The sequence below is a fragment of the Methylobacterium indicum genome (assembly GCF_017347565.1).
Classification (GTDB): Bacteria; Pseudomonadota; Alphaproteobacteria; order Rhizobiales; family Beijerinckiaceae; genus Methylobacterium; species Methylobacterium indicum.
In genome coordinates, this window is record NZ_AP024145.1 from 354,256 (window position 1) to 377,142 (window position 22,887).

Annotated in this window: 21 protein-coding genes; 13 read left to right on the forward strand and 8 right to left on the reverse strand. The window is 72.2% G+C overall.

Annotation, left to right across the window (positions count from 1 at the left end):
* Positions 1-17: 17 nt before the first annotated feature.
* The 5 genes from miv_RS01730 (at position 18) to fhuF (ending at position 4,329) form a co-directional block, all read left to right on the forward strand.
* The gene (locus miv_RS01730; RefSeq protein ID WP_207181101.1) at positions 18-383 is read left to right on the forward strand and encodes a hypothetical protein; all 366 of its coding nucleotides are present in this window, start codon (positions 18-20) and stop codon (positions 381-383) included.
* A 91-nt stretch (positions 384-474) separates the two neighbouring features.
* Complete coding sequence (locus tag miv_RS01735) at positions 475-1,590, forward strand: sensor histidine kinase (protein WP_048461292.1); 1,116 nt, start codon at positions 475-477, stop codon at positions 1,588-1,590.
* Positions 1,587-2,039 carry a response regulator gene (locus miv_RS01740; RefSeq protein ID WP_058618592.1) on the forward strand — a complete coding sequence of 151 codons (453 nt, stop codon included), beginning with the start codon at positions 1,587-1,589 and terminating at the stop codon, positions 2,037-2,039. The genes miv_RS01735 and miv_RS01740 overlap by 4 nt, the downstream gene beginning before the upstream one ends.
* Positions 2,040-2,389: 350 nt before the next feature.
* The gene (locus tag miv_RS01745) at positions 2,390-3,625 is read left to right on the forward strand and encodes an MFS transporter (RefSeq protein WP_207181103.1); all 1,236 of its coding nucleotides are present in this window, start codon (positions 2,390-2,392) and stop codon (positions 3,623-3,625) included.
* Positions 3,622-4,329: a siderophore-iron reductase FhuF gene (gene fhuF, locus miv_RS01750; RefSeq protein WP_058618590.1), complete on the forward strand. Its 708-nt coding sequence runs from the start codon at positions 3,622-3,624 to the stop codon at positions 4,327-4,329. The genes miv_RS01745 and fhuF overlap by 4 nt, the downstream gene beginning before the upstream one ends.
* Before the next feature lie 6 nt (positions 4,330-4,335).
* On the opposite strand, the gene miv_RS01755 is transcribed toward fhuF, so the two are convergent.
* The 5 genes from miv_RS01755 to miv_RS01775 form a co-directional block, all read right to left on the reverse strand.
* Positions 4,336-5,508 carry a glutathionylspermidine synthase family protein gene (locus tag miv_RS01755; protein ID WP_207181105.1) on the reverse strand — a complete coding sequence of 391 codons (1,173 nt, stop codon included), beginning with the start codon at positions 5,506-5,508 and terminating at the stop codon, positions 4,336-4,338.
* Entirely contained in the window at positions 5,508-6,206 is a 699-nt protein-coding gene (locus miv_RS01760; RefSeq protein WP_207181107.1) for a DUF1190 domain-containing protein, read from the reverse strand. Before miv_RS01760 ends, miv_RS01755 begins: the two co-directional genes overlap by 1 nt.
* 8 nt (positions 6,207-6,214) lie before the next feature.
* The gene (locus tag miv_RS01765) at positions 6,215-6,613 is read right to left on the reverse strand and encodes a DUF350 domain-containing protein (protein ID WP_058618588.1); all 399 of its coding nucleotides are present in this window, start codon (positions 6,611-6,613) and stop codon (positions 6,215-6,217) included.
* 352 nt (positions 6,614-6,965) lie between these two features.
* Positions 6,966-8,663 carry a methyl-accepting chemotaxis protein gene (locus miv_RS01770; RefSeq protein ID WP_207181109.1) on the reverse strand — a complete coding sequence of 566 codons (1,698 nt, stop codon included), beginning with the start codon at positions 8,661-8,663 and terminating at the stop codon, positions 6,966-6,968.
* Between the two features lie 349 nt (positions 8,664-9,012).
* On the reverse strand, positions 9,013-9,912 hold the full coding sequence (locus tag miv_RS01775; RefSeq protein ID WP_207181111.1) for a LysR family transcriptional regulator: 900 nt from the start codon (positions 9,910-9,912) through the stop codon (positions 9,013-9,015).
* 231 nt (positions 9,913-10,143) lie between these two features.
* Here miv_RS01775 and miv_RS01780 point away from each other — a divergent pair, with 231 nt between their 5' ends.
* The 6 genes from miv_RS01780 (at position 10,144) to miv_RS01805 (ending at position 17,986) form a co-directional block, all read left to right on the forward strand.
* Entirely contained in the window at positions 10,144-11,664 is a 1,521-nt protein-coding gene (locus miv_RS01780) for an ABC transporter substrate-binding protein (protein WP_244749021.1), read from the forward strand.
* Between the two features lie 12 nt (positions 11,665-11,676).
* Positions 11,677-12,591 carry an ABC transporter permease gene (locus miv_RS01785; RefSeq protein WP_048426209.1) on the forward strand — a complete coding sequence of 305 codons (915 nt, stop codon included), beginning with the start codon at positions 11,677-11,679 and terminating at the stop codon, positions 12,589-12,591.
* Positions 12,588-13,505: an ABC transporter permease gene (locus miv_RS01790; RefSeq protein ID WP_048426210.1), complete on the forward strand. Its 918-nt coding sequence runs from the start codon at positions 12,588-12,590 to the stop codon at positions 13,503-13,505. The genes miv_RS01785 and miv_RS01790 overlap by 4 nt, the downstream gene beginning before the upstream one ends.
* Positions 13,506-13,767: 262 nt before the next feature.
* A complete protein-coding gene (locus tag miv_RS01795; RefSeq protein ID WP_207181115.1) occupies positions 13,768-15,180 on the forward strand; it encodes a M20 family metallopeptidase in 1,413 nt (470 codons plus the stop codon).
* A 266-nt stretch (positions 15,181-15,446) separates the two neighbouring features.
* Positions 15,447-17,060 (forward strand): ABC transporter ATP-binding protein, encoded by a 1,614-nt coding sequence (locus miv_RS01800; RefSeq protein WP_207181117.1) that lies wholly within the window; start codon positions 15,447-15,449, stop codon positions 17,058-17,060.
* Positions 17,061-17,140: 80 nt separating this feature from the next.
* Entirely contained in the window at positions 17,141-17,986 is an 846-nt protein-coding gene (locus miv_RS01805) for a 23S rRNA (adenine(2030)-N(6))-methyltransferase RlmJ (RefSeq protein WP_207181119.1), read from the forward strand.
* 22 nt (positions 17,987-18,008) lie between these two features.
* Here miv_RS01805 and miv_RS01810 read toward each other — a convergent pair whose 3' ends face one another.
* Positions 18,009-19,442, reverse strand: a complete 1,434-nt coding sequence (locus miv_RS01810) for an FAD-linked oxidase C-terminal domain-containing protein (RefSeq protein ID WP_207181121.1) — start codon at positions 19,440-19,442, stop codon at positions 18,009-18,011.
* Between the two features lie 267 nt (positions 19,443-19,709).
* Here miv_RS01810 and miv_RS01815 point away from each other — a divergent pair, with 267 nt between their 5' ends.
* Complete coding sequence (locus miv_RS01815; RefSeq protein WP_048430789.1) at positions 19,710-20,066, forward strand: c-type cytochrome; 357 nt, start codon at positions 19,710-19,712, stop codon at positions 20,064-20,066.
* Positions 20,067-20,110: 44 nt separating this feature from the next.
* Here miv_RS01815 and miv_RS01820 read toward each other — a convergent pair whose 3' ends face one another.
* Positions 20,111-20,563 (reverse strand): PaaI family thioesterase, encoded by a 453-nt coding sequence (locus miv_RS01820; RefSeq protein ID WP_048430790.1) that lies wholly within the window; start codon positions 20,561-20,563, stop codon positions 20,111-20,113.
* A gap of 113 nt (positions 20,564-20,676) precedes the next feature.
* Between miv_RS01820 and miv_RS01825 the strand changes: the two genes are divergently transcribed.
* Complete coding sequence (locus miv_RS01825; protein WP_048430791.1) at positions 20,677-21,108, forward strand: PaaI family thioesterase; 432 nt, start codon at positions 20,677-20,679, stop codon at positions 21,106-21,108.
* Positions 21,109-21,132: 24 nt separating this feature from the next.
* Here the strand turns inward: miv_RS01825 and miv_RS01830 are convergent, their stop codons facing one another.
* On the reverse strand, positions 21,133-22,542 hold the full coding sequence (locus miv_RS01830; RefSeq protein ID WP_058618581.1) for a pilus assembly protein TadG-related protein: 1,410 nt from the start codon (positions 22,540-22,542) through the stop codon (positions 21,133-21,135).
* Between the last annotated feature and the right edge of the window lie 345 nt (positions 22,543-22,887).

Consider the following 22,887-nt stretch of genomic DNA (forward strand, 5'->3'; position numbering starts at 1 on the left):
CCCGATACGGAGCCGCCATGGCCGCCAAGCTCGTCGCACTCGTCCGGGAGGCCGCCGCCGGGGCGCGCGCCATCGCCCGGGCCTATCCGGAGGGCTGCAGCGCCGCGGCGCTGCCCTGGGCGGTGGTCGAACGCTTCGACGCGGACGTGCGCGGCCATGTCGAGCGCGATCCCCGGATCGAGGACGGCCGCGACCAGGTGCTGATCGCCGCCGTGACCCTCGCCGAGGCCGGTGGGGAGGAAGAGGACGTCCCCGAGCGCGAGCGGCTGGTCAAGGCGATCAACGACCTCGAATGGGTGACCCTGAGCCGGGGCATCGCCAACCGGGCGGCGGCGGCGCTCGGCTACGGCGAGGCCGGCGTCCGGCTGCGGGATGCCGGGTGACGGGGCACGCCCGAATTGCCGCGGGCCGCGGCTGCCCTAGTTTCGGCTGCGGCACGGGCTTTCCCCGGCCGGCGGGACGAGAGGTGGGCTTGTGACGGATGCGCGCCAGCCGCTGCGATCGCCCGCCGCGGCGGCGGCAGCGCTGCCGACCCTGCGGCGCGGCGACCAGCTGTTCGAGACCGAGCGCCGCCTCAACGCGGTGCTCGACAACGCCTCGGTGTCGATCTTCCTGATGGATGACCGCCAGCACTGCGTCTACATGAACCGCGCGGCCGAGCAGCTGACCGGCTGGACCCTCGCCGAGGTGCTGGCCCGGGACTGCCCGCTGCACGACATCGTGCACCACACCTATCCGGACGGGCGCCCCTTCCCGCTGCACGAATGCGCCATCGACCGCGCCTTCCCGGAGAACAACCAGGAGCGCGGCGAGGAGGTCTTCGTCCACCGCGACGGCCACTTCTATCCCGTCGGCTTCACCGCGAGCCCGATCCGGGACGACGCCGCCCAGGTCATCGGGACCATCATCGAGGTGCGCGACATCAGCGAGGAGAAGGCCGCGGCCGCGCGCCAGCGCCTGCTCATCGACGAGTTGAACCACCGGGTGAAGAACACGCTCGCCACCGTGCAGTCGATCGCCGCGCAGACCTTCCGCGGCCGCGCCGAGGCGGCGGCCCGCGACCTGTTCGAGGCGCGGCTCTCCGCCCTCTCCACCGCGCACGACGTGCTGGTGGCCGACCAGTGGGAGAGCGCCAGCCTGCGCGGCGTGATCGAGCGGGTGCTGGCCCCCCTTCCCGCCGATCGCCTCCACCTCGACGGACCCGACGCCCGCCTGCACCCGAAGGTGGCGGTGGCCCTCGGCATGGCGCTGCACGAACTGGCCGCCAACGCGCTCCAGCACGGGGCGCTGTCGGGTCCGGAGGGCCGCGTCGCGGTGGGCTGGTCCCTCGCCGACGGCGAGGACGGGCGCGAGCGCCTCGACCTCGACTGGCGCGAGGAGGGCGGTCCCACGGTCGTGGCGCCGGCCCGCCGGGGCTTCGGCTCGCGGCTGGTCGAGCGGCAACTGCCCCTGGAATTCGGCGGCGGCACCGAGATCGCCTACGCGCCCGGCGGCGTGACCTGCCGCCTGCGGATCCCGCTCACGCCCCTCGGCTGGGACGGCCAGGCCGTCGTCCAGGGCCGCGCCCCGGCGGGCGGGGCGTCGCGATGAGCGGACTGCCCGGTCGCCGGGTCCTGCTGGTGGAGGACGAGAGCCTGGTCGCCATGCTGGCCGAGGACATGCTGCTCGACCTCGGCTGCGAGGTGGTGGTGGCGATGCGCCTCGACCAGGCCCTCGCCCAGGCCCGGACCCAGCCCTTCGACCTCGCGGTGCTCGACGTCAATCTCGGCGACGCCCGCAGCTATCCGGTCGCCGACCTGCTGCGCCAGAGCGGGGTCCCGTTCCTGTTCGCCACCGGCTACGGCCGCCAGGGCGTCGATCCGGCCTACCAGGCCGCCCCGGTGATGCAGAAGCCATACCGGATGGCGGAACTGGCGGCGCTGCTCGCCGGGCTCCTGGCCGGGGGAGCGGCGGACCGGACGGAAGCGCAACCGCCCCGGTGCCGCTGCCGGGAGCACGACGACGGGGCGCCGCAGTTCCGGGCCGATCCGGCGCCGTGACGGCGTAGGGGCGTCCGGTCGCAAAGGGGCGACTTCAATCCCCGGGTTCGACCCGGAGCGCAACGGGGTGGCGCCGGCCGCCGTCGCGCCGATTCGCGCCAGCCGCATTCCCGAGGTCGTCGCCATGAGCCTGGCACCGGGGCGGCCGGGGACGGGACGACCACCATCGGCCATCCCGGCCGGCGCCGTTGCGCCGCCGCACCAACGCCTGCAGCGAGCGTGAAATCGGCCGCCCTTGCGGCGCGCACCTCGCCCCCGTAAGCTGCAAGTCACTGCAACCAAATAAGAATTAGTGTGATTCCAAAGTACCGCCGCACCGGGACCGCGCGCATCGTGTCCGTCCTCCGGTGATGCACGCCCTCGCGATTCGCGACGCCCGCGGCAGCCTCGCGGCCCTGCGCCCGCTCGCCCCGTTCTTCTGCCTGTACGTGACCTTCGGGGCCACGCTCGGCTTCCTGTCGGGCGGGGCGCCGCTGATCCTGCGGGCGCGCGGGCTCGACCTCGCGGGGGTCGGGCTCCTGCAGCTCATCAACCTGCCGGTCGGGCTGACCTTCCTGTGGGCGATCCTGCTCGACCGGGTGCGGCTGCCGTTCCTCGGCCGGCGCCTCGGCTGGATCGTGGTGGCGCAGGGCGCCACGGTGGGACTGCTGGTCCTTCTGAGCCTCGGCGAGCATTGGCCGCTCGGGGCGCTGCTGGCGCTCGCGGTCGCGACCTGCGCCTGCGTCGCCACCATGGACATCGCCCTGGAGGCCCTCGTCGTCGAGACGGTGCCGGCGGAGCGGCGTGCCTTCGTCGCCTCGGCCAAGCTCTGCGGCGCCTCGCTCGGCGGCATCCTGGGGGTCGGCGTGCTGGTCGGCTCCTACGACGTCCTCGGCTGGCGGGCGGCAGTGCTCGCCTGCGCGCTCCTCGACGCGCTCTGCCTCCTGCCGATCCTCGCCTATCCGGAAGCCCGGCTGCGGGGCGCCGGGGGCGACCGGGAGCGGCGCGCCGGGTCGCTCGCGCGCCTGCGGGCGCTCGCCGGGCGGATCGCGGCCCTCGGCGCCTATTTCGCGGCGGCCTACCTCATCGGCGGGCCCAACACCCTCGCCCTCCTCGATCTCGGGGTGCCGCTCACCCGGGTCGGCCTCCTCACCGGCACCGTCCTGCCGGCGGTCAACCTCGTGATGGCGCTGATGGCCGGGGGGCTCGCGGCCCGGTTCGGCACCGTCCGGCTGGTCGTGGTCGGCGGCGCCGGGGTGCTCGCCGCCGGCGGCCTGATGGCGGCGGCCTGCCTCCTGCGCGCGGAGGGGCTGGCGGTGGCCGCCACGGTCCTGAACTTCGTCTTCGGCGGCTTCCTCGGGGTGCCGGTGTTCAACATGATCTACCGCTGGTCGGAGGGGCCGCGGCCGGCCACCGACTACGCGCTGTTGTTCGGCGCCGCCTTCTTCGCGGCGATGCCCTTGCGCGTCGCCGCCCCGGCGCTCGCCGGCTGGGCCGGCTGGCCGGGCTACTTCGCCGCCACGCTGCCGCTCTACGCCGCGGCCCTCGCCTGGCTCGCCGTCACCATCGCCCGCACCCTGCGGGCCGACCGGGAGCGGATCCGATGATCGGCGAGGTCGCGCCGCACGTGCCCCCCTCCCTCGGCACCTACCGGGAGGGCGTCGCCGACGGCACCGGGGGGACGCCGCTCACCGCGCTCCGCGATCCCGCGGTGTTCGACGCGACGCTCGCGGCCTTCGAGGCCGGCCTCGGCGTGGCGCCGGGCACGACCGACCGGCGGGCGCTGGTCTCGTACTGGAGCCAGTTCTACCTCGCCCCGCTCGCGACCCCGGTGCTCACCGCCCTGGTGCGGCTGCGCCGGCCGCTGCCGCTCGCCTTCGCGACGACGAACCTCGAACTCGACGCGGCCGGCCGCCCGGCCCGCTTCCTGGTCCGGCCCGGCCCGGCGCCGTGCCGCCTCGGCGGGCTCGCCGGCCTGGTCGAGGACCACCTGCGGCCCTTCGTCGAGCTGTGCCGGGCGCAATGCGGCATCGCCCCCCGGGTGATCTGGGGCAACGCCGCGGTCATCCTCGACTACGTCGCGCGCGAGCTCGGCGAGCCCGAGACGATGGCCTGCCCCGAGGTCGCGACCTGCCTCGGCTGGTGCGGGACGCCGTGCCCGCGCCTCCATCCCCTCGCCCAGGCGCTCTGCGGGGCGCCGGGGGAACGGCGGCGGCGCACCTGCTGCCTGCGCCAGCGCCTGCCGGGGGTGCCGTCCTGCGGGGCGCTCTGCCCGGTCGAGGCCTGCGGGGATTGCGGCTGCGGGGCGTGATCCGGGTCACGGGTCGATGATGTGGGGCACGAAGCGGGCCCGGTCGGTGGTGATGGGCCCGTCGGCCTCGCGCAGGCACAGGCCGGCGGGTTCGTCCCCGACGATCCAGCTGCCGACGAGGACGTGGCGCCCGTCGAAGTGCGGCAGGGGCGCGAGGCCCTGGCGGATGAAGCCCTCGGCGCCGTAGGGCCCCTCGGCCCGGGCCGCCACCGCGCCGTCCTCGACGATCAGCACGTTGGCCCCCTCCCGGGCGTAGAGCGGCTTCTTCACGAAGCTCGTGCCGAGGACGGCCTTGTGCGGATCCTCCTCGAAGAAGGCCGGCAGCAGGTTCGGGTGGCCCGGCGCCATCGCCCAGAGATGGGCAAGCAGCCCCTTGTTGGAGAGCACCGCCTTCCAGGGCGGCTCGATGAAGCGGGTCGGTGCGGCGCCGACCGCCCGGCCGAACGGATCGGCGAAGATCCATTCCCACGGATAGAGCTTGAACAGGGCCGCGATCGGGGCCCCGGCCTCGTCGACGAAGTGACCCTCGTCGAGCCCGATCGCCTCGACCGACAGGAACGGGGCGGCAAGACCCGCCTGGAGCGCGCAATCCTGGAGGTAGGCCACCGTGCCGCGATCCTCCGGCGCGTCGGGAAAGCTCGTGAAGGCGAGGCGCGACGTGCGAAGCGCGCGCCCGATGGCGGCGAGCCGGGCGACCAGCCGCTCGTGCAGGGCGTTGAACTGGTCGGACCCCGCCGGCAGGCGGCCGCGGGCGAGGCCGTCCTCGAGCCAGAGCCACTGGAACACCGCGCTCTCGTAGAGGGCCGTCGGCGTGTCGGCGTTGTATTCGAGGAGCTTGGCCGGGCCGGTGCCGGCGCCGCCGTAGGAGAGGTCGAGCCGGCCGTAGAGCGACGGGTCGCCCCGGCGCCAGCTCGCCCGGATCGCGTCCCAGGCATGCTCGGGGATCCGCAGCGAGGCGAGGATCCGCTCGTCCTCGACCGCGCGGGCCGCGAAGGCGAGGCAGAGGTCGTGCAGGTCCCGGCTCGGCGCCTCGATCCCGTCCTCGATCTCGGCGAGGCCGAAGGCGTAGTGGGCGCTCTCGTCCCAGTAGGGCGCCCCGTCGAAGGAGTGGAAGTGGAAGCCCGCGCGGGCCGCGTGCTCGCGCCAATCGGGCCGCTCGGGCGTCGCGACGCGGCGCATCAGCCGCCCGACCCGCCCGCATGCCCGCCGCCATGCCCGCCCGAGGAGGCCATCGCCCGTCCGGTGCCGCCGAAGCCGCCGCGCGAGACCATCCGGGGGGTCGTCGCAACCGTCCGGGCGACCGTGGACGGCACGTGGACCCGGGAGGAGCCGCCGACCGGCACGATCCGGGCACCCGTGCCGGTGCAGTAGCCGAATCCGTGCCCGCCGGCATGAGAGCCCCCTTGGGTGCCGCCCTGCGCCTCCCGCTCCTCCTCCGGGGCATGGGCGTAGAGCGGCTGGGCCGGCAGGTCCTGCGCCTCCGGTCCCAGCATGAAGGCGGCCATCACCGGCAGGTAGCGGTCCTGCGCCTCCGCCGTCACCGTCGCGCCCGGCACGCAGCCGCCGCGCCCGTGATGGCGCTCGCAATCGGCCTCGGTCTCGTAGCGCGGCGCGGTCGCCGCGTAGGCCCGGCGCGCCGCGGCCTCGGCGGTGGTGCAGTCCTCGGGCTTGCGCCGGCCCTCGGCGATACAGGCGCCGACAGTGCCGTAGACCAGCGCGTCCTCCTCCCGCTGCGACGGGTCGAGGCGGGCGAGCCCGAAGGCCGCCGCCCCCGCCCCGGCGACCAGCACCAGGGAGATCGTCGCCGAGCGCTTCATGCGCCGGGTGGATTCCGCGTCGGGGTCCTTGCCAAAATCCTTGCCGGGGGCATCGCCCATCGCGCGCCTCAATAGGTCATCGAGGCGGCGTTCACGACGCCGCCGGCCAGGGACGCGGCGCCGAGCAGCACGGCCGCGGCCATCCGGTCCTCCTCGATCCGCCGCGACAGGTCCGGCAGGACGAGGCGCACCAGCCAGTAGATCCCGACCTGGACCACCAGGGCGACGAGGCCCCAGACCAGGCAGTCGAGGACCGAGCGGGCGTTGTAGATCGCCACCGCCAGCGGCAGGGCGAAGCCGACGAGGCTGCCGCCGAGGGAGACGGATGCCGCGGTCACGTCCCGCCGGATCAGCGCCAGCTCGTTATGGGCCGTGGCGAAGGTGTAGACGACGAGATAGAGGCCGGTCAGGAGCGCGGCCGTGCCGAGATAGAGGAGAAAGTCGGGCAGCCCGGCGATCGAGGTCACCGGGGCGCGATTCTATCGCAGGCGCGGCTCTCGTCGAGCGGAACGGAAGAGAGGACCAAGCAACACCCCGTCGATCACGCCGGACGGATCGGTCCGGCCAGTCGATCCCGGCTGTCCGCTTCCGTTCTCCGCGCGCAGCGGCAGCATCCCTCGCGACCGCGGCTCCGATCATCGTCAAGCTGCTGCCCCGCGTCAACTCCGCGTCGCCGGGGATGGCAGCGCCACGCCGACAACGACATCGCGCGCGACTTCCTCTCGCCCGAGACATCTTTCCGGCGTCGCGGCCGGCACAGGCCGCGCCCTTGCGCGGCCAGCGCCCTCGCGCGGCCCGCGCCGATGCCGGCAGCCCGCGTCAGGCCGCCCGGACGCTGGCGAGGAAGCGCGTCACCTCGGCCGAGAGATACTCGGACTGGCGCGTCAGGGCGGAGGCCGCCGAGAGCACCTGGCCCGCCGCCGCGCCCGTCTCCTCCGCCGCGCCCGCCACGCCCGCGATGGTGCCCGTCACCTCGCCGGTCCCGGCCGCGGCCTGGGAGACGTTGCGGACGATCTCCTGGGTCGCCGCGCCCTGCTCCTCCACCGCCGCGGCGATCGAGGTCGCGACATCCGAGATTTCCTCGATCCGGGCGGTGATTCCGGAGATCGCCCCGGCGGCGAGGCCGGTCGAGGCCTGGATCGCGGCGATCTGGCCGGTGATCTCGGCGGTGGCCTTCGCGGTCTGGCCGGCGAGGTCCTTCACCTCGGCCGCCACCACGGCGAAGCCACGCCCGGCGGTCCCGGCGCGGGCGGCCTCGATGGTGGCGTTGAGCGCCAGAAGGTTCGTCTGCGCGGCGATCGACGAGATCAGCCCGACCACGTCGCCGATGCGGGCGGCGGCGTCCGTCAGGGCGCGGACCCGGGCCGCGCTCTCGCCGACCTCCGCCACCGCGGCCCGGGCGAGCCGGGCCGAGCCGTCGACCTGGCGGCCGATCTCCTGGACCGAGGCGCCGAGTTCCTCGGCCGCCGCCGCCACGGTTCCCACGTTCGACGAGGCCTGCCCGGCTGCGGCCGCCACGGCGGTCGATTGGGCCGCGGTCTGCGTCGCGGTCGCCGCCATCGACCGGGCGGTGGCCTGGAGGTCGGCCGCCGAGGCCGAGACCCCGCCGACGATGCCGCCGACCGCCGCCTCGAAGGAAGCCGCCATCGCGTGCATGCCGGCCCGGCGCTCGGCCTCGGCCGTGTCGCGGGCCTGCGCCGTCTCCGCCTCCAGGAGGCGGGTGCGGATCAGGCCGTCCTTGAACACCTGGACGGCGGCCGCCATCGCGCCGACCTCGTCGCGCCGGCCGGTACCGGGGATCGCGGTCGCGACGTCTCCGGCCGCCAGCCGGCGCATGGCGCGGTCGAGGGTGTGGAGCGGGGCCACGGCCCGGTTGAGGCCGAGCCAGAGGATGCCGGCCCCGGCCAGCGCCAGCACCGCGGCGAGCCCGGCGGACTTCGTCCGGATGCGGTCGATCAGGGAATAATACTCGCTCTTCTTCACGCCGGCATAGACGATCCCGACGACCCGCCCGTCGGCGTCGCGGATCGGCTCGTAGAGAGCGAGATGAGGGACGCCGAGGATCGTGGCCTCCCCGCGGAAGCTCTCGCCCCGGCCGAGCACCGCCTCGTGGACGGGCCCCGGCGCGAGCCGCGTGCCGACCGCCCGCGAGCCGTCCGGATTGGTGACGGTGGTGGCGACCCGCATGTCGCCCAGGAACACCGTCGCGGTACCGCCCATCACCGCCCGCACGCGGTCGACGGCGGGCTCCGCGGCCCCGATGACGTGGGAGCCGATCGCCAGCGTCCCGTCCCGCACCGCGAAGGTGGAGGAACCGCCCTCGTCGACGAGGGTCTGCTTCAGGAGCCGGAGGTTGCCGTCTAGGGCGGCCGCCGCTTGGTGCCGCATCTCCTCGTCCACGTCCCGCACCATGATTCCGGCGAGTCCGGCGATCGCCGTCACCAGGACGACGGTCCCGATGGCGCTGCTGCGGACGGCGAGGGAGATCGCGGGCAGGGACAGGAGGCGAGCGGGCATGAGGACACGAAGCTCCGTTGCGGCGCGAGAGGCCCGCACGACGCTGTGCGGGACAAAGATAGGCATATGTTCCTCTCGTGGCCGACCGTATCGTCCGCGTCGGATTAATTTATGTTTTATTCTCTCGCAGAAAATCAGGATAATGCGGCAAATCCGGCGACCTAATCCAGAACATGCTGTCGTCGACCGCAGACGACCATTGTCGTTTGGCGACTAGATTAGGACATGCAGCCTAAGCGAATGGGCGGCCGGTCGTCGCCTGGACCGCGCCGCCCTCCCGCTCGGCGGTCCGGGCTTGAACGAGCCAAGCTTGGAGCCGTATCCCCAAGATGGACCGGCGGCCCGCGCCTCACTCCCCGACCCGCGGTAACGCCGTCACCAGGGCGGTCAGGAACGCCTGGACCGCCCGCGGCAGGGGGCGGTCGCGCATGGTCTGGACCTCGATGCCGCGGGCGAGGCTGCGGCGGGAGCGGATCGGCAGCGCCACGAACTCGCCGCGCCCGACATGGTCCGGCAGTGCGATCGAGGACATCAGGGTCAGCCCGCGGGTCAGCCGCACGAAGGGCAGGAGGGCCGAGAGGACGTTGGAGGTGAAGGCCGGTTCGATGGCGATCCCCTCCGCCCGGCAGGCCGCGTCCAGGATCGTGCGCAGGGTCGTATCCCGGGGCAGGAGCGCCACCGGATGAGCGGCGATGTCGGAAAGCCCGATCACCGTCCGTCCCGCGAGCGGATGGTCGGGGGCGCACAGGGCCACCATGTCGAGGCTGTTGCGATAGGCGACCGCCGTGTCGGCGGAGGGGTCCAGGCTGAAGGTGAGCCCGAGATCGGCCTCGCCCTGGATCACCCGCTGGGTCACCTGGCTCGGCGGCAGCACGCTCAGCTCGAAGCGGATGCCCGGATGGCGGGCGTGGAAGCCGGCGATCACGCTCGGCACGAGGTCGATGGCGAAGGCTTCGGTGGTGGCGACGCGCACGAGGCCCCGCCACAGGCCTTCCAGCTCCCGGATCTCGGTGACGACCTGCTCGGCGCTCGCCAGCACCTGGCGGGCGTGGCGCGCGAGCAGCTCGCCCGCCTGGCTCAGCACCATCCCGCGCGGCCGCCGCTCGAACAGCAGGCAGGCGAGTTCGGCCTCGAGGTTGGCGATCTGCCGGCTGATCGCCGAGGGGGCGACGTTGAGCCGGGCGGAGGCCGCCGCGATCGTGCCGTCGCGGGCGACCGCCAGGAAGTAGCGCAACGCCGTGGTCTGCATCGTCCTGCCCGCCGTCGTGGTGCCTTGCCGTTTCGGTGCCTTGCCGTTTCGGCAACGAACCTATCGCCAAATTCGTCTTGTTGCGATCGGATCTGCGCAACATCCTGGCATGGTGTATTTTGCGGCAGTGCAGCAAGACGGGCGGACGGTCCCCCGCGCTGCCCTCGACCAGGCGGAGCCGACATGCTGATACGGATCGAAGCGGGCCGGGTGCGGACGGGTCATGCGCGGATGCGCCGGGCGGGCCTGGCGCTCGCGGGCCTCCTGCTGGCCGGGGTCGCGGGCCCGGCGCTCGCCGGCAAGGCCAACGACACCCTGGTCTACGCCTCCGACAGCGAGCCGGAGAACCTGAGCCCGTACCACAACAACCTGCGCGAGGGCGTGATCCTCGCCCGGAACGTCTGGGACACGCTGATCGACCGCGACCCGAAGACGGGCGCGCACCGGCCGATGCTCGCCACCGCCTGGACCTGGGTCGACCCGGTGACGCTCGATCTCACGATCCGCGAGGGCGTCACCTTCCACAACGGCGATCCCCTCACCCCCGAGGACGTCGCCTTCACCTTCAACTACGTGCTGACGCCCGAGGCGAAGATCGTCACCAAGGGCAACGTCGACTGGATGCAGTCGACCGAGGTGACCGGGCCGCACAGCGTGCGCATCCACCTCAAGGCACCGTTCCCGGCCGCCCTCGAATACCTGTCGGGCCCGACCCCGATCCTGCCCGCCGCCTACTTCAGACGAGTTGGCCTCGACGGCTTCAGCAAGGCGCCGGTCGGCACCGGCCCCTACCGCATCGTCTCGGTCGAGAGCGGCAAGCGCGTCAGGATGGTGCGCAACGACACGTATTGGCCGGGCAGCCCGATCGGCAAGGCGACGATCGGCAAGCTCGAATTCCGCATCATCCCGGACGCCGACAGCCGCATGGCCGAACTGATGACCGGCGGCGTCGACTGGATCTGGCGCGTGCCGGCCGACCAGGCCGAGCAGCTGAAGGCCGACCCGACGCTCACCGTGCTCTCCGCCGAGACGATGCGGGTCGGCTACCTGCAATTCGACGTAGCGGGCCGCGCCCAGGCGACCTCGCCCCTCAAGGACGTGCGGGTGCGCCAGGCGATCTCCTACGCCATCGACCGCAAGGCGATGGTCGACAACCTGGCGCGCGGGGGCGCCCGGGTGATGAACGCGGTCTGCTTCATCGAGCAGTTCGGCTGCACCGAGGAGGGCGTGCCGACCTACGCCTACGACCCGGCGAAGGCCAGGGCGCTCCTCAAGGAGGCCGGTTACGGAAACGGCTTCGACATCGACCTCTCGGCCTATCGCGAGCGCGACTACGCCGAGGCGGTGATCGGCTACCTGCGCGCCGTCGGCATCCGGGCGAAGCTCAACTACCTGCGCTACGCCGCCTTCCGGGACGCGTTGCGCGCCGGCAAGACCTCGATCGGCTACCAGACCTGGGGCTCGTTCTCGATCAACGACGTCTCGGCCTTCACCGGCATCTACTTCCGCGGCGGCGAGGAGGACCTCGCCCGCGATCCCGCGGTGATCGCCGATCTCCAGGCCGGCGACACCAGCACCGATCCGGCCCTGCGCAAGGCGAAGTACCGCCAAGCGCTCACGCGCATCGCCGCGGAAGCCTACGCCCTGCCGATGTTCTCCTATCCGTCGAACTACGCCTTCAGCGCCGACCTCGCCTTTACGGCGCAGACCGACGAGGTGCCGCGCTTCTATGCCGCCTCCTGGAAGAAGTAGGAGGCGGGCGCCATGCTGGGCTTCGCGGTTCGCCGCATCCTCGTCGCGGTCGGCGTCGCGCTGACCGTCTCGGTCGCGAGCTTCCTGCTCCTGCACCTGTCGGGCGACCTCGCCACCGCGATCGCCGGCCCGGAGGCGACGGGCGAGCAGATCGCGGCGATCCGCGTCCAGCACGGGCTCGACCAGCCGCTGGTGGTCCAGTTCGGCACCTGGGCCTGGCACGCGCTCCAGTTCGATTTCGGGCGCTCGTTCTACTTCCCCGAGCAGGTGACGGACCTCCTGGCGTCCCGCCTGCCCGTGACCCTGACGCTCGGCGTCATCGCGCTGGCGGTCGCGCTCCTCGTCGCGATCCCGCTCGGGGTCGTGGCGGCCTTCCACCGCGACACCTGGATCGACCGCACCGCGCTCGCCGTCTCGGTGCTGGGCCAGGCGATGCCGAGCTTCTGGTTCGGCCTCACCCTGATCCTGATCTTCTCCGTCAACCTGCGCTGGCTGCCGGTCTCCGGCAACGCGACCTGGAAGCACTTCATCCTGCCGGCGGTGGCGCTCGGCTACTACGCCATGCCGGCGGTGATGCGGCTCACCCGCAACGGCATGCTGGAGGTCCTGTCCTCGGACTACGTCCGCACCGCCCGCGCCAAGGGGCTCCCCCCGCGCAAGATCCTGATCCGGCACGCGCTTCGCAACGCCGTGATCCCGGTGATCGCGCTCGCCGCGGTGCAGTTCGGCTTCATGCTCGGCGGCTCGATCGTGATCGAGGCGGTCTTTTCGCTCCAGGGGCTGGGCCAGCTCGCCTGGGAATCGATCGCCCGCAACGACTTCCCGGTGGTCCAGGCGATCGTGCTGGTGCTGGCGATGATCTATATCGGCCTGACGCTCGCCGCCGACCTCCTCAACGCCCTCCTCGATCCGCGGCTGCGCTCATGACCGTCCGGCCCGCCTCCCTCCCCTCGGCTCAGGCCGAGATCGCCCTCCCTCCGGCCCGCTCGCCCGCGGCGATCGCGCTCAGGCGCGGCCTGTCCCACGGCGGCTTCCTGATCGGCGCCGGCATCGTCGGGCTCGTCGTGCTGACGGCGCTCGCCGCCCCCCTGGTTGCCCCGCACGACCCCTACGCCCAGGACGTGTCGCGCCGGCTGATCCCGCCGATCTGGCACGCCAAGGGCAGCGTCGAGCATCTCCTCGGAACCGACAAGCTCGGGCGCGACTATCTCAGCCGCCTGATCTACGGCAGCCAGATCTCGCTGCTGATCGGGCTGTCCGCCGCCCTGATCTCGGGGGCGATCGGCACCACGCTGGGCGTGCTCGCCGGCTATTACGGCGGCCGGGTCGACGCGGTGGTGAGCTACGTCGTCACCACCCGCCTGGCGCTACCGGTGGTGCTGGTGGCGCTCGCCATGGCCTCGCTGGTCGGCGGCTCGCTCAAGGTGGTGGTGCTGGTGCTCGGCTTCCTGCTCTGGGACCGCTTCGCGGTGGTCACCCGCGCCGCGACCCGGCAGGTGCGGGCCCAGGACTTCGTCGCCGCCGCCAAGGCCGCGGGCTTTTCCCCGGTCCGGATCCTCGCCCAGGAGATCCTGCCCAACATCCTCAACGCGCTGATCGTCGTCGCGACCCTGGAGATGGCCCACGCCATCCTGCTCGAGGCGGCGCTCTCCTTCCTCGGGCTGGGCGTGCAGCCGCCGCTGCCGTCCTGGGGCCTGATGATCGCCGAGGGCAAGCCGTACATGTTCTTCCAGCCCTGGGTCATCACCATCCCGGGCGTGGCGCTCCTGATCCTGGTGCTCGGCATCAACCTCCTGGGGGACGGGGTGCGCGACATCACCGCTCCCGAGGGGCGGCATTGACGATGTCTCCGTCGGCTTTTCCTTTCGTCCCGCCCTCAACCTCACCCCGAGGTGCTGCGAAGCATCCTCGAAAGAGGGCTCCAGAAGTCTCCGAGATCCCTGGAGCCCTCCTTCGAGGCTCCCTTCGTGTGCGATCTTCGATCGCCAGACACCTCAGGATGAGGTCGCGGGTGGGAGGGGGCGAGGCCGCCCGGGTTTCCACCAAGCGACGATCAAGATCCAACAATCTTCTCCTTCTCACACGCGCATAGAAAGTCCCTCCATGTCGCGACGCGACGCCATCGCGCTGGCCCACCGGCACTACGACGACGGCGGCTTCCTCGCCGTGCTCCGCCGGGCGGTCGCCCTGCCGACCGAGAGCCAGGCCCCGGACCAGGGGCCGGCGCTCGCCGCCTACCTCACGCAGTTCATGATCCCGGCGGTGACGCGGCTCGGCTTCGCGACCCGCCTCGTCGAGAACCCGCAAGAAGGCCGCGGCCCGTTCCTGATCGCCACCCGGCACGAGGGCGACGACCTGCCGACGGTGCTGACCTACGGCCACGGCGACACGGTGCGGAACTATCCCGAGCAGTGGCGCGCCGGCCTGCATCCGCTGGACGTCGTGGTCGAGGGCGAGCGCTGGTACGGGCGCGGCACCGCCGACAACAAGGGCCAGCACCTGATCAACCTCGCCGCCCTCGAGGCGGTGATGCAGGCCCGCGGCGGACATCTCGGCTTCAACGTCACGCTGCTGGTCGAGATGGGCGAGGAGGCCGGCTCGCCGGGCCTGCACGCGGTCTGCCGCGCCGAGAAGGACGCGCTCGCCGCCGACCTCCTCATCGCCTCCGACGGGCCGCGGATCGAGGCCGAGCGGCCGACGCTGTTTCTCGGCTCGCGCGGCGGCGTCACCTTCGAGCTCGTCGCGGACCTGCGCGAGGGCGGCCACCATTCCGGCAACTGGGGCGGGCTCCTGCGCAACCCCGGCACCGTGCTGGCGAGCGCCATCGCGAGCCTCGTCGACGGGCGCGGGCAAATCCTCCTCGACGCCCTGCGCCCGCCGCCGATCCCCGCCGGCGTGCGCGCGGCGCTCGCCGACATCACGGTCGGGGGCGACCCGAACGCGCCTTCGATCGACGAGGGCTGGGGCGAGCCGGGCCTGAGCCCGGCCGAGCGGGTCTTCGGCTGGAACACCCTCGAGGTGCTGGCCTTCAAGTGCGGCGACCCCGACGGGCCGCAGAACGCCGTGCCGCCGTCGGCCAAGGCGACGCTGCAGCTGCGCTTCGTCGTCGGCACCGACTGGGAGGGCGTCGTGCCGGCGATCCGCCGGCACCTCGACGCGGCGGGCTTTCCCATGGTCGAGGTCCGGGCGACCCGCACCGAGGTGTTTCGCGCCACCCGGTTGCCCGTCGAGGACCCGTGGGTGGCGTGGGCGCTCGCCTCGATCGAGGCCAGCACCGGCAAGCGCCCGGCCCTCCTGCCGAATCTCGGCGGCTCGCTGCCGAACGACGCCTTCTCGGAGATTCTCGGCCTGCCGACCCTGTGGGTGCCGCACTCCTACCCGGCCTGCTCGCAGCACGCGCCCGACGAGCACCTGCTGGGCGCCCCGACCCGCGAGGCGCTGGGGCTGATGGCCGGCCTGTTCTGGGACCTCGCCGAGACCGGAGTGACGATCCGGGACGGGCGGAAGGCGATGTAAGGGATCGCCAAACCCATGCACCGGCACCCTCGGGGTCGTTCCGGGGCCGCGAAGCGGAGCCCGGAATCCAGAACCGCGGCTGGTTCAGGATACGGCGGAGAGGTCTCCGCCTCGTCCTGCAGCACCGGAGGGTCTGGATCCCGGGCTCCGCCGTGCCGCCCCGGGATGACGCGGAGGGGATCGTTTCCGTCGCGGCAAAGCAGATACTCCCGACAACACTTCCGTCGATCGAACCAGCCCGCCCATCGGGCGCATGAGGGCCAGCGATGAGCGAACCGGTCGTCCAGATCCGCAACCTGACCCTCGCCCTGCCGCGGGGGGCCGACCGGCCGCACGCGGTCGAGGATCTGAGCCTCGACCTGATACCGGGACGGATTCTCTGCGTCGTCGGCGAATCGGGCTCGGGCAAGTCGATGAGCGCCTACGCGCTCACCGGCCTCTTGCCGCGCTCGCTTACCGTCGTGGGCGGCGAGATCCGGTTCGAGGGCCGCGACCTCCTGCGCCTCGACGAGCGGGAGTGGCGCGCGCTGCGCGGCCGGCGGATCGCGATGATCTTCCAGGAGCCGATGACGGCGCTGAACCCGGTGATGCGGATCGGCGACCAGATCGCCGAGATGTTCGAGGCCCACGACCTCCTCACCCCCCGGGAGCGGCGCGCGCGCGCGGTGGCGCTCGCCGGCGAGGTCGGGCTGCCGAACCCCGAGCAGATCGTCCGGGCCTATCCGCACCAGCTCTCGGGCGGGCAGCGCCAGCGGGCGATGATCGCGATGGCGCTCGCGCTCGAACCCGCCGTGCTGGTGGCCGACGAGCCGACGACGGCGCTCGACGTGACGACCCAGGCGCAGATCCTGACGCTGATCCGCGACCTCCAGACCCGCCGCAACATGGCGGTCCTGTTCATCACCCACGATTTCGGCGTGGTGGCCGACATCGCCGACCACGTCGCCGTGCTCCAGCGCGGCCGCCTGGTCGAATCCGGCCCGGCCGATTCGGTGCTGCGCCGGCCGCAGGCCGCCTACACCAAGGCGCTGCTCGCCGCGGTGCCGAGCCTGACCCCGCCGGTGCGCGAGCCGATCACCGCCGCGCCCGTCGCCCTCTCGGTGACGAACCTCGCCAAGACCTACGCGACGCGCTCAGGGTTCCTCGGCAAGCCCCGGGTGGTGGCGGCGGTCGAGGAGGTGAGCTTCGATCTGCGCCGCGGCGAGACGCTCGGCCTCGTCGGCGAATCGGGCTCCGGCAAGTCGACCACCGCGCGGCTGGCGATCCGCCTGATCGAGCCCGACCGGGGCAGCGTGCGCCTCGGCAGCCTCGACTTCACCGCTCTGGGGACCACGGCTCTGCGCGACGAGCGCCGGCGGATCCAGATGATCTTCCAGGATCCCTTCGCCTCGCTCAACCCCCGCCGCACCGTCGAGCAGATCATCGCCGGCGGTCCCATCGCCCACGGCACTCCCGCCCGGCAGGCGCGAGCGCGGGCACGCGAGCTCCTGGAGCTCGTCGGCCTGCCGCCGACCGCCGCCGAGCGCTACCCGAACGCCTTCTCGGGCGGGCAGCGCCAGCGCATCGGCATCGCCCGGGCGCTCGCCATGGAGCCGGACGTGCTCGTCGCCGACGAGGCGGTCTCGGCTCTCGACGTCTCGGTCCAGGCCCAGGTGCTGGCGCTCCTGGAGGACCTGAAGCAACGGCTCGGCATCGCGATGCTGTTCATCACCCACGACTTGCGTGTCGCCGCCACGATCTGCGACCGGATCGCCGTGATGCATCGCGGCCGCATCGTCGAGATGACCGACACCGCCGCCCTCTTTCGCGCACCCGCGCATCCCTACACGCGAGGCCTGCTGGCGGCGGTGCCCGGCGCACGGCTCGCCGAGCCGGCGTGAGCGCCTCCGACTCGCCCGGGACCGGCGCGATGGGGTAAGGACCCGTACCGCCGCGACGGCGGGACGAGGACCCGAGCGCCGTGAATTACCGCCACGCCTTCCACGCCGGCAACCACGCCGACGTGCTCAAGCACTGGGTGCTGACCCGGGTGCTGGCGCATCTCCAGCGCAAGGCGACGCCGTTCCGGGCGATCGACACCCATGCCGGCCTCGGCTTCTACGACCTGACCGCCGACGAGGCCGGCCGCACCGGCGAGTGGCACGACGGCATCGGGCGGCTCGACACCCCCTTCCCCGACCCGGTCGAGGCGCTGCTCGCCCCCTACCGGGCGGCGGTGGCGGCGGTCAGGGCGCGCCACGGCGACACGATCTATCCGGGCTCGCCGGCGATCATCCGCGAGTTCCTGCGCCCGGGCGACCAGGGGGTGTTCGTCGAGCTGCACCCGGCCGACGGCGCGGTGCTGCACGGGCGCTACAACCAGGACCCGCGCACCAAGGTGCTGGCCCTCGACGGCTGGACCGCGCTCCCCGCCCTGATCCCCCCGAAGGAGCGCCGCGGGCTCGTGCTGATCGACCCGCCCTACGAGGTGCCGGGCGAGATCGAGCGGCTGGGCCGCGACCTCCTGAAGGCGGTGGGGAAATGGGCGACCGGCACCTACCTCGCCTGGTACCCGATCAAGGACGCCCCGGCGATCGACCGGATGGCCGCCGCCCTCGATGCCGCCCTGCCCCGGCCCGCCTTGCGCCTCGACCTGCTGATCCACCGGCCCGACCCGACGCGGCTGAGCGGCAGCGGGCTGATCGTCGTCAACCCGCCCTGGACCCTGCGCGAGGAGGCCGAGGCCGTGCTGCCGGCGCTGGCCGAGCGCCTGGCGCAGGGCGGCTACGGCGCCTTCCGCTGCGCGGCCCTGGGACCGCCGGCTTGAGCGACGCCGTCCCGCTTGCCCCTCACGCGGCGATCCGCCCCTCCAGCGGAAACACCTTGGCGGGGTTCATCAGCCAGGCCGGATCGAACACCGCCCGCACCCGCATCTGCTGGTGCAGATCCTCGGGGTTGTACTGGTAGCTCATCAGGTCGCGCTTCTCGATGCCGACGCCGTGCTCGCCGGTGAGGCAGCCGCCGACCTCGACGCAGAGCTTGAGCATCTCCTCGCCGGCGGCCTCGGCCTTCTCCATCTCGCCGGGTGTGTTGATGTCGAACAGGATCAGGGGGTGCAGGTTGCCGTCGCCGGCATGGAAGACGTTGGCGCAACGCAGCCCGTAGGACCGGGTGATCTCGCCGATGCGCTCCAGCACGCGCGGCAATTGCCCGGTCGGGATGGTGCCGTCCATGCAGATGTAGTCGGAGATGCGGCCCGTGGCGCCGAAGGCCGACTTGCGGCCCTTCCAGATCGCGGCGCTCTCGGCCTCCGATTGCGAGACCTTCAGGCTCGTCGGGTTGAACGGTTTGGCGATCTCGACGATGCGGGCGAGCATCGCGTCGCACTCTTCCTTACAGCCCTCGACCTCGATGATCAGCATCGCCTCGGCGTCGAGCGGGTAGCCGGCATGCGCGAAGGCCTCGCAGATCGTGATCGCCTCGCGGTCCATGTACTCGATCGCGACGGGAATGATGCCCGCCCCGATGATCGCCGCCGTGCAGGCGCCGGCATCCTCGACCGTGCCGAAGCCCATCAGGGCCGGCCGGGCGCCCTCGGCGGCGCGCAGGATCCTGACCGTCGCCTCGGTGACGATGCCGAGCTGCCCTTCCGAGCCGCAGACGAGGCCCAGGAGGTCGTAGCCGGCGGAATCGAGGTGGTCGCCGCCGATCTCCACCACCGTGCCGTCGACCATGACCAGGGTCACGCCCATCAGGTTGTTGGTGGTGACGCCGTATTTCAGGCAGTGCGCCCCGCCCGAATTCATCGCGATGTTGCCCGCGATGGTGCAGGCGAGCTGGCTCGACGGGTCGGGGGCGTAGAAGAAGCCCTCGTGGGCCACTGCGGCGCTGATGGCGAGGTTGGTGATGCCGGCCTGGACCCGGGCGGCGCGGTTGGCGAAATCGACGTCGAGCACCCGGGTCATCTTGGCGACGCCGAGGATCACCGCGTCCTCCTGCGCGATGGCGCCGCCGGCGAGCGAGGTGCCGGCGCCGCGGGGCACCACCTTCACGCCCTGCTCGTGGCAGTAGCGCATCACCGCCGAGACCTCGGCGGTCGTCGAGGGCAGCACCACGGCGAGCGGCATCTTGCGGTAGGCGGTGAGGCCGTCGGTCTCGAAGGCGCGGCGCTCGTCCTCGCTGGTCACCAGGGCCTCCGGCGCCACCAGGCCGCGCAGACCCTCCACGATCGCGTCGCGGCGGGCGAGGATCGCGGGGTCCGGGGGCGGGAAGGCGATGGTCATGGCGTGTCCTCTCGGCTCGGGTCGGCGCCTGTCGTGCGGGCCGTGGTTCCGTCCCACCCTACCGGAGGGCGGCTGAGACGCCCATGGGTCATAACTTCTCGCGTCGTAATCCCCCGCACCTTCGTCCGATTGCGCTTTGCCGCGGCAGAGCTTCTTTTCGCCGCACGGGAGCCGAAACGAAGGGCCGGCGTTTTTAACTGGTCCAAACAGCAGGCTGGGCCATATGCCCTTGGTCCGTCGCGAACGACGTCCGTTGGAGGGAACCTCATGCGTCAGCTCATCCTCGGTGCCGCCCTGGCGGTCCTCGCCCCCTTCGCCGCCCAGGCGCAGGACGCCGCGGCCGGCGAGAAGGTCTTCACCCAGTGCAAGGCCTGCCACGCCTTCGGCAAGAACGGCGTCGGCCCGGACCTCAAGGGCCTGATCGGCCGCAAGGCCGGCACCCACGAAGGCTACAACTATTCGGCCGCGATGAAGAATTCCGGCCTGACCTGGGATTCGGCCACCTTCATGGAATACATCAAGGACCCGAAGGCCAAGGTCCCCGGCAACAAGATGATCTTCGCCGGCATCAAGGACGACAAGAAGATCAAGGACCTGGAAGCCTACCTCGAGACCCAGAAGTAAGGCTCGTTCCGGCCCCGGCGGCGCTCGCCGGGGCCTTTTTTGCCTCAATCTCCGATGCCGTCGCGGTCCTGCACGGCCATCAGGGTGGCGGTGAGCAGCGCGACGAGCTTCTCGCGCCCCGCGCTCTCGGCGAAGACCTCGGCCTGCGCCAGCGTCAGGGTGCGGCCGGCCTTGACCACCCGGCCCCTCGCCCGCAGGCGCTCCCCGGTGGCAGGGGCGAGCAGGTTGATCTTGAACTCCGCGGTCAGCACCCCGGCGCCGGGCGGCATCAGGGTCAGGCCCGCATAGCCCGCCGCGCTGTCGGCGATGGCGCTCACCGCCCCCGCATGGACGAAGCCGTGCTGCTGCGACACCCCGGGACCGGGCGTCAGCGCGATCTCGACCGCGCCGGGCGAGACCGCCTCCAGCGTCGCCCCGAGGGTCCGCATCAGGCCCTGCCTGTCGAAGCTGGCGCGCACGCGGGCGGCGATCTCCTCGGGATCGGCGTGCCTTCGCATCTCTGGCGTCTGGTCCGTCACGGGCGCTGGGCCTCCCCCCGGCTCGTTGTGTAGGACCGTTGAGGCACGGCCGCGGCCGCGCTGTCCAGCACCCTCGAGCCCCGAGACCCTTCATGACCTCGCCCGATTCCGACCCGGCCGGCTGGCGCGCCTTCGACGATCCGGGCTTCATCGCCCTGGTCGGTCCGGTGCTCCTACGCGAGGAGGGCGAGACCCTGCACTTCGCGTTCCGGGCCGAGCCCCGGCATGCCAACCTGATCGGCGTGATCCAGGGCGGCATGATGATGACCTTCGCCGACCGGGCGCTGGGCTTCACCGCCATGCAGGCGGCGGGCGGGGCGAACTGCGTCACGGTGCAGTTCGAGATGCAGTTCGTCGCGGCCGGACGGATCGGCGAGACGATCACGATGACGCCCGAGGTGGTGCGCCGCACGCAGAGCCTGGTCTTCCTGCGCGGGGATGCGCGCTGCGACGGGCGCATCGTCGCCACCGCCACCGGGGTGTGGAAGATCCTGCGGCGGCGGCCGGAGGCCGGCGCGGCCTGATCCGGTTCACCTCCGGCACCCGGATCAGTTCGTGAGCGCCGGATACGCACTCGTCGGGCCGACCCCCTGCGGCACCGGCACGGGACTCGCCGAGTAGTTCGCGTTGACGACGAGGCGCGGGGCCTGCGACAGCACCAGCTTCTGCGCGATGATGGCGGTGTATTCCGAGCGATCGGCGACGACCTGATCGGCGGCGACCAGGAAGGTGCCGCGCGGCAGGTAGATCGTGCCGACGAGGCGGCGCGCCTCGTCGCTCAGGATCTCGAAGGCGCGGTTCGCCACGGCGTTGCGGTCCTCGAAGAACAGCAGCCCCGCCATCGCCCCGTCCTTCGGCGCGCTGAGCGACACGCTGGAGCGCGGCATCATCTGCAGGGGCCGGGCGACGTTGTCGCCTTCCGGCGGCACCGTCCCGGTGAAGTAGAACCCGACCTCGTCGCCGCTGAGCGAGGCCGGCGGCAACGAGGATGGCCCTGCGCAATGCATCGCCTCCCGCATCTGGGACGACGTGTCCTTGTGATAGCACAGGCACGGGGCGGCGGCATGATGACCGTTCACCGTCACCATGTCCGACCCGATCACGAGCGGACCGTCCTTGATGACGTAGATCCCGGGATTGAGCCTAACCTTCGCCCCGGCGGTGAGGATCAGCCCGCCGCAATAGGTGCCGGGGTCGAGGGTGATGGTCCGGTTTCCGATCACCAGCGCCTGCGGGAACTTGCAGGGGCCGACCACGGGGGCGACCCGGCCGGCGAGGGGGTCCTTGATCGCCGGGCAGCCCGTGATCGGCAGCGGCTTGTAGCGCTGGGACGAGCCGGCATAGCCGCCCACCGCGCAGGATTTCAGGGCGCTCAGCTCGGATGTGCCGCGGACATCGATGGCCGCGGCAGCGGCGGACAGGGCGTAGACCGAGCAGCCGGTGGCCGAGACGCGGGCCCGGTCCTGCAGGTCGATGGCGCCGTTCGCCTGCCCGTTCAACGCGATGACGCAGACCTTGGAGATGCCGACGAGCTCGGCGGTCGCCTGGACGGTGATGTCGGTGAGCTGCGGCGTGACGAGCGTGGTCATGATCGCGCGCTTGCGCTGCGACAGGCTCACCCTCACGCCCGACGGCGCCCGGTCGCGCTCGTCGGCCACCTCCTCGGTGAGGGCGCCGCCGCCGGCCGGCCCCGGCCGACGAGTGACCGGCTCGGCCACCACCCCGATCGGGTCGCCGCCGAGCCGCGTGCCCGCCAGGCTCTTCACCTGAGCTTCCGCGACGGCCTGGATCCGGCGCCGGTCGTAGGCGCTGACCTGCATGTCGGAGACGACGGCGAGCGCCGTGGCGTCGGCGATGGCCTGGAGTTGCTGCTTGCGAACGAGCCAGGACGCGTAGTCGACCGCGACCCCGATGCTGGCCAGCAAGACAGGCAAGACGATCGCGAAGATGATCGCCACGCTGGCATCATCATCTCCCGAAAATCGCCGGAGCTTCCCGCGATGCCCAAACGAATGCTCATGCGCTTTCATTATTCCATGACGCTGGGTCAGCAATCATAAAAAATATATTAAAATGATTGTGGAAAGCCGGAATCCGTGATGATTTGCCTGTTTGTGCATCTTTTCGGGCCTGCCGCGCCGCGGTGTTTTTGGAAGCCCATTGCCAATTCCTCCCAATTCCCGCGACGTCGCCTCGCGTGGGGCGGCTGCCGCCGCGGGATCGCGGCCCCGTCGCGGGTGCGCGCACGGGCCGACAGACGTGCGGCCTCGGCATCCCGACGAGGCGCGCGGGATCGCCCGACG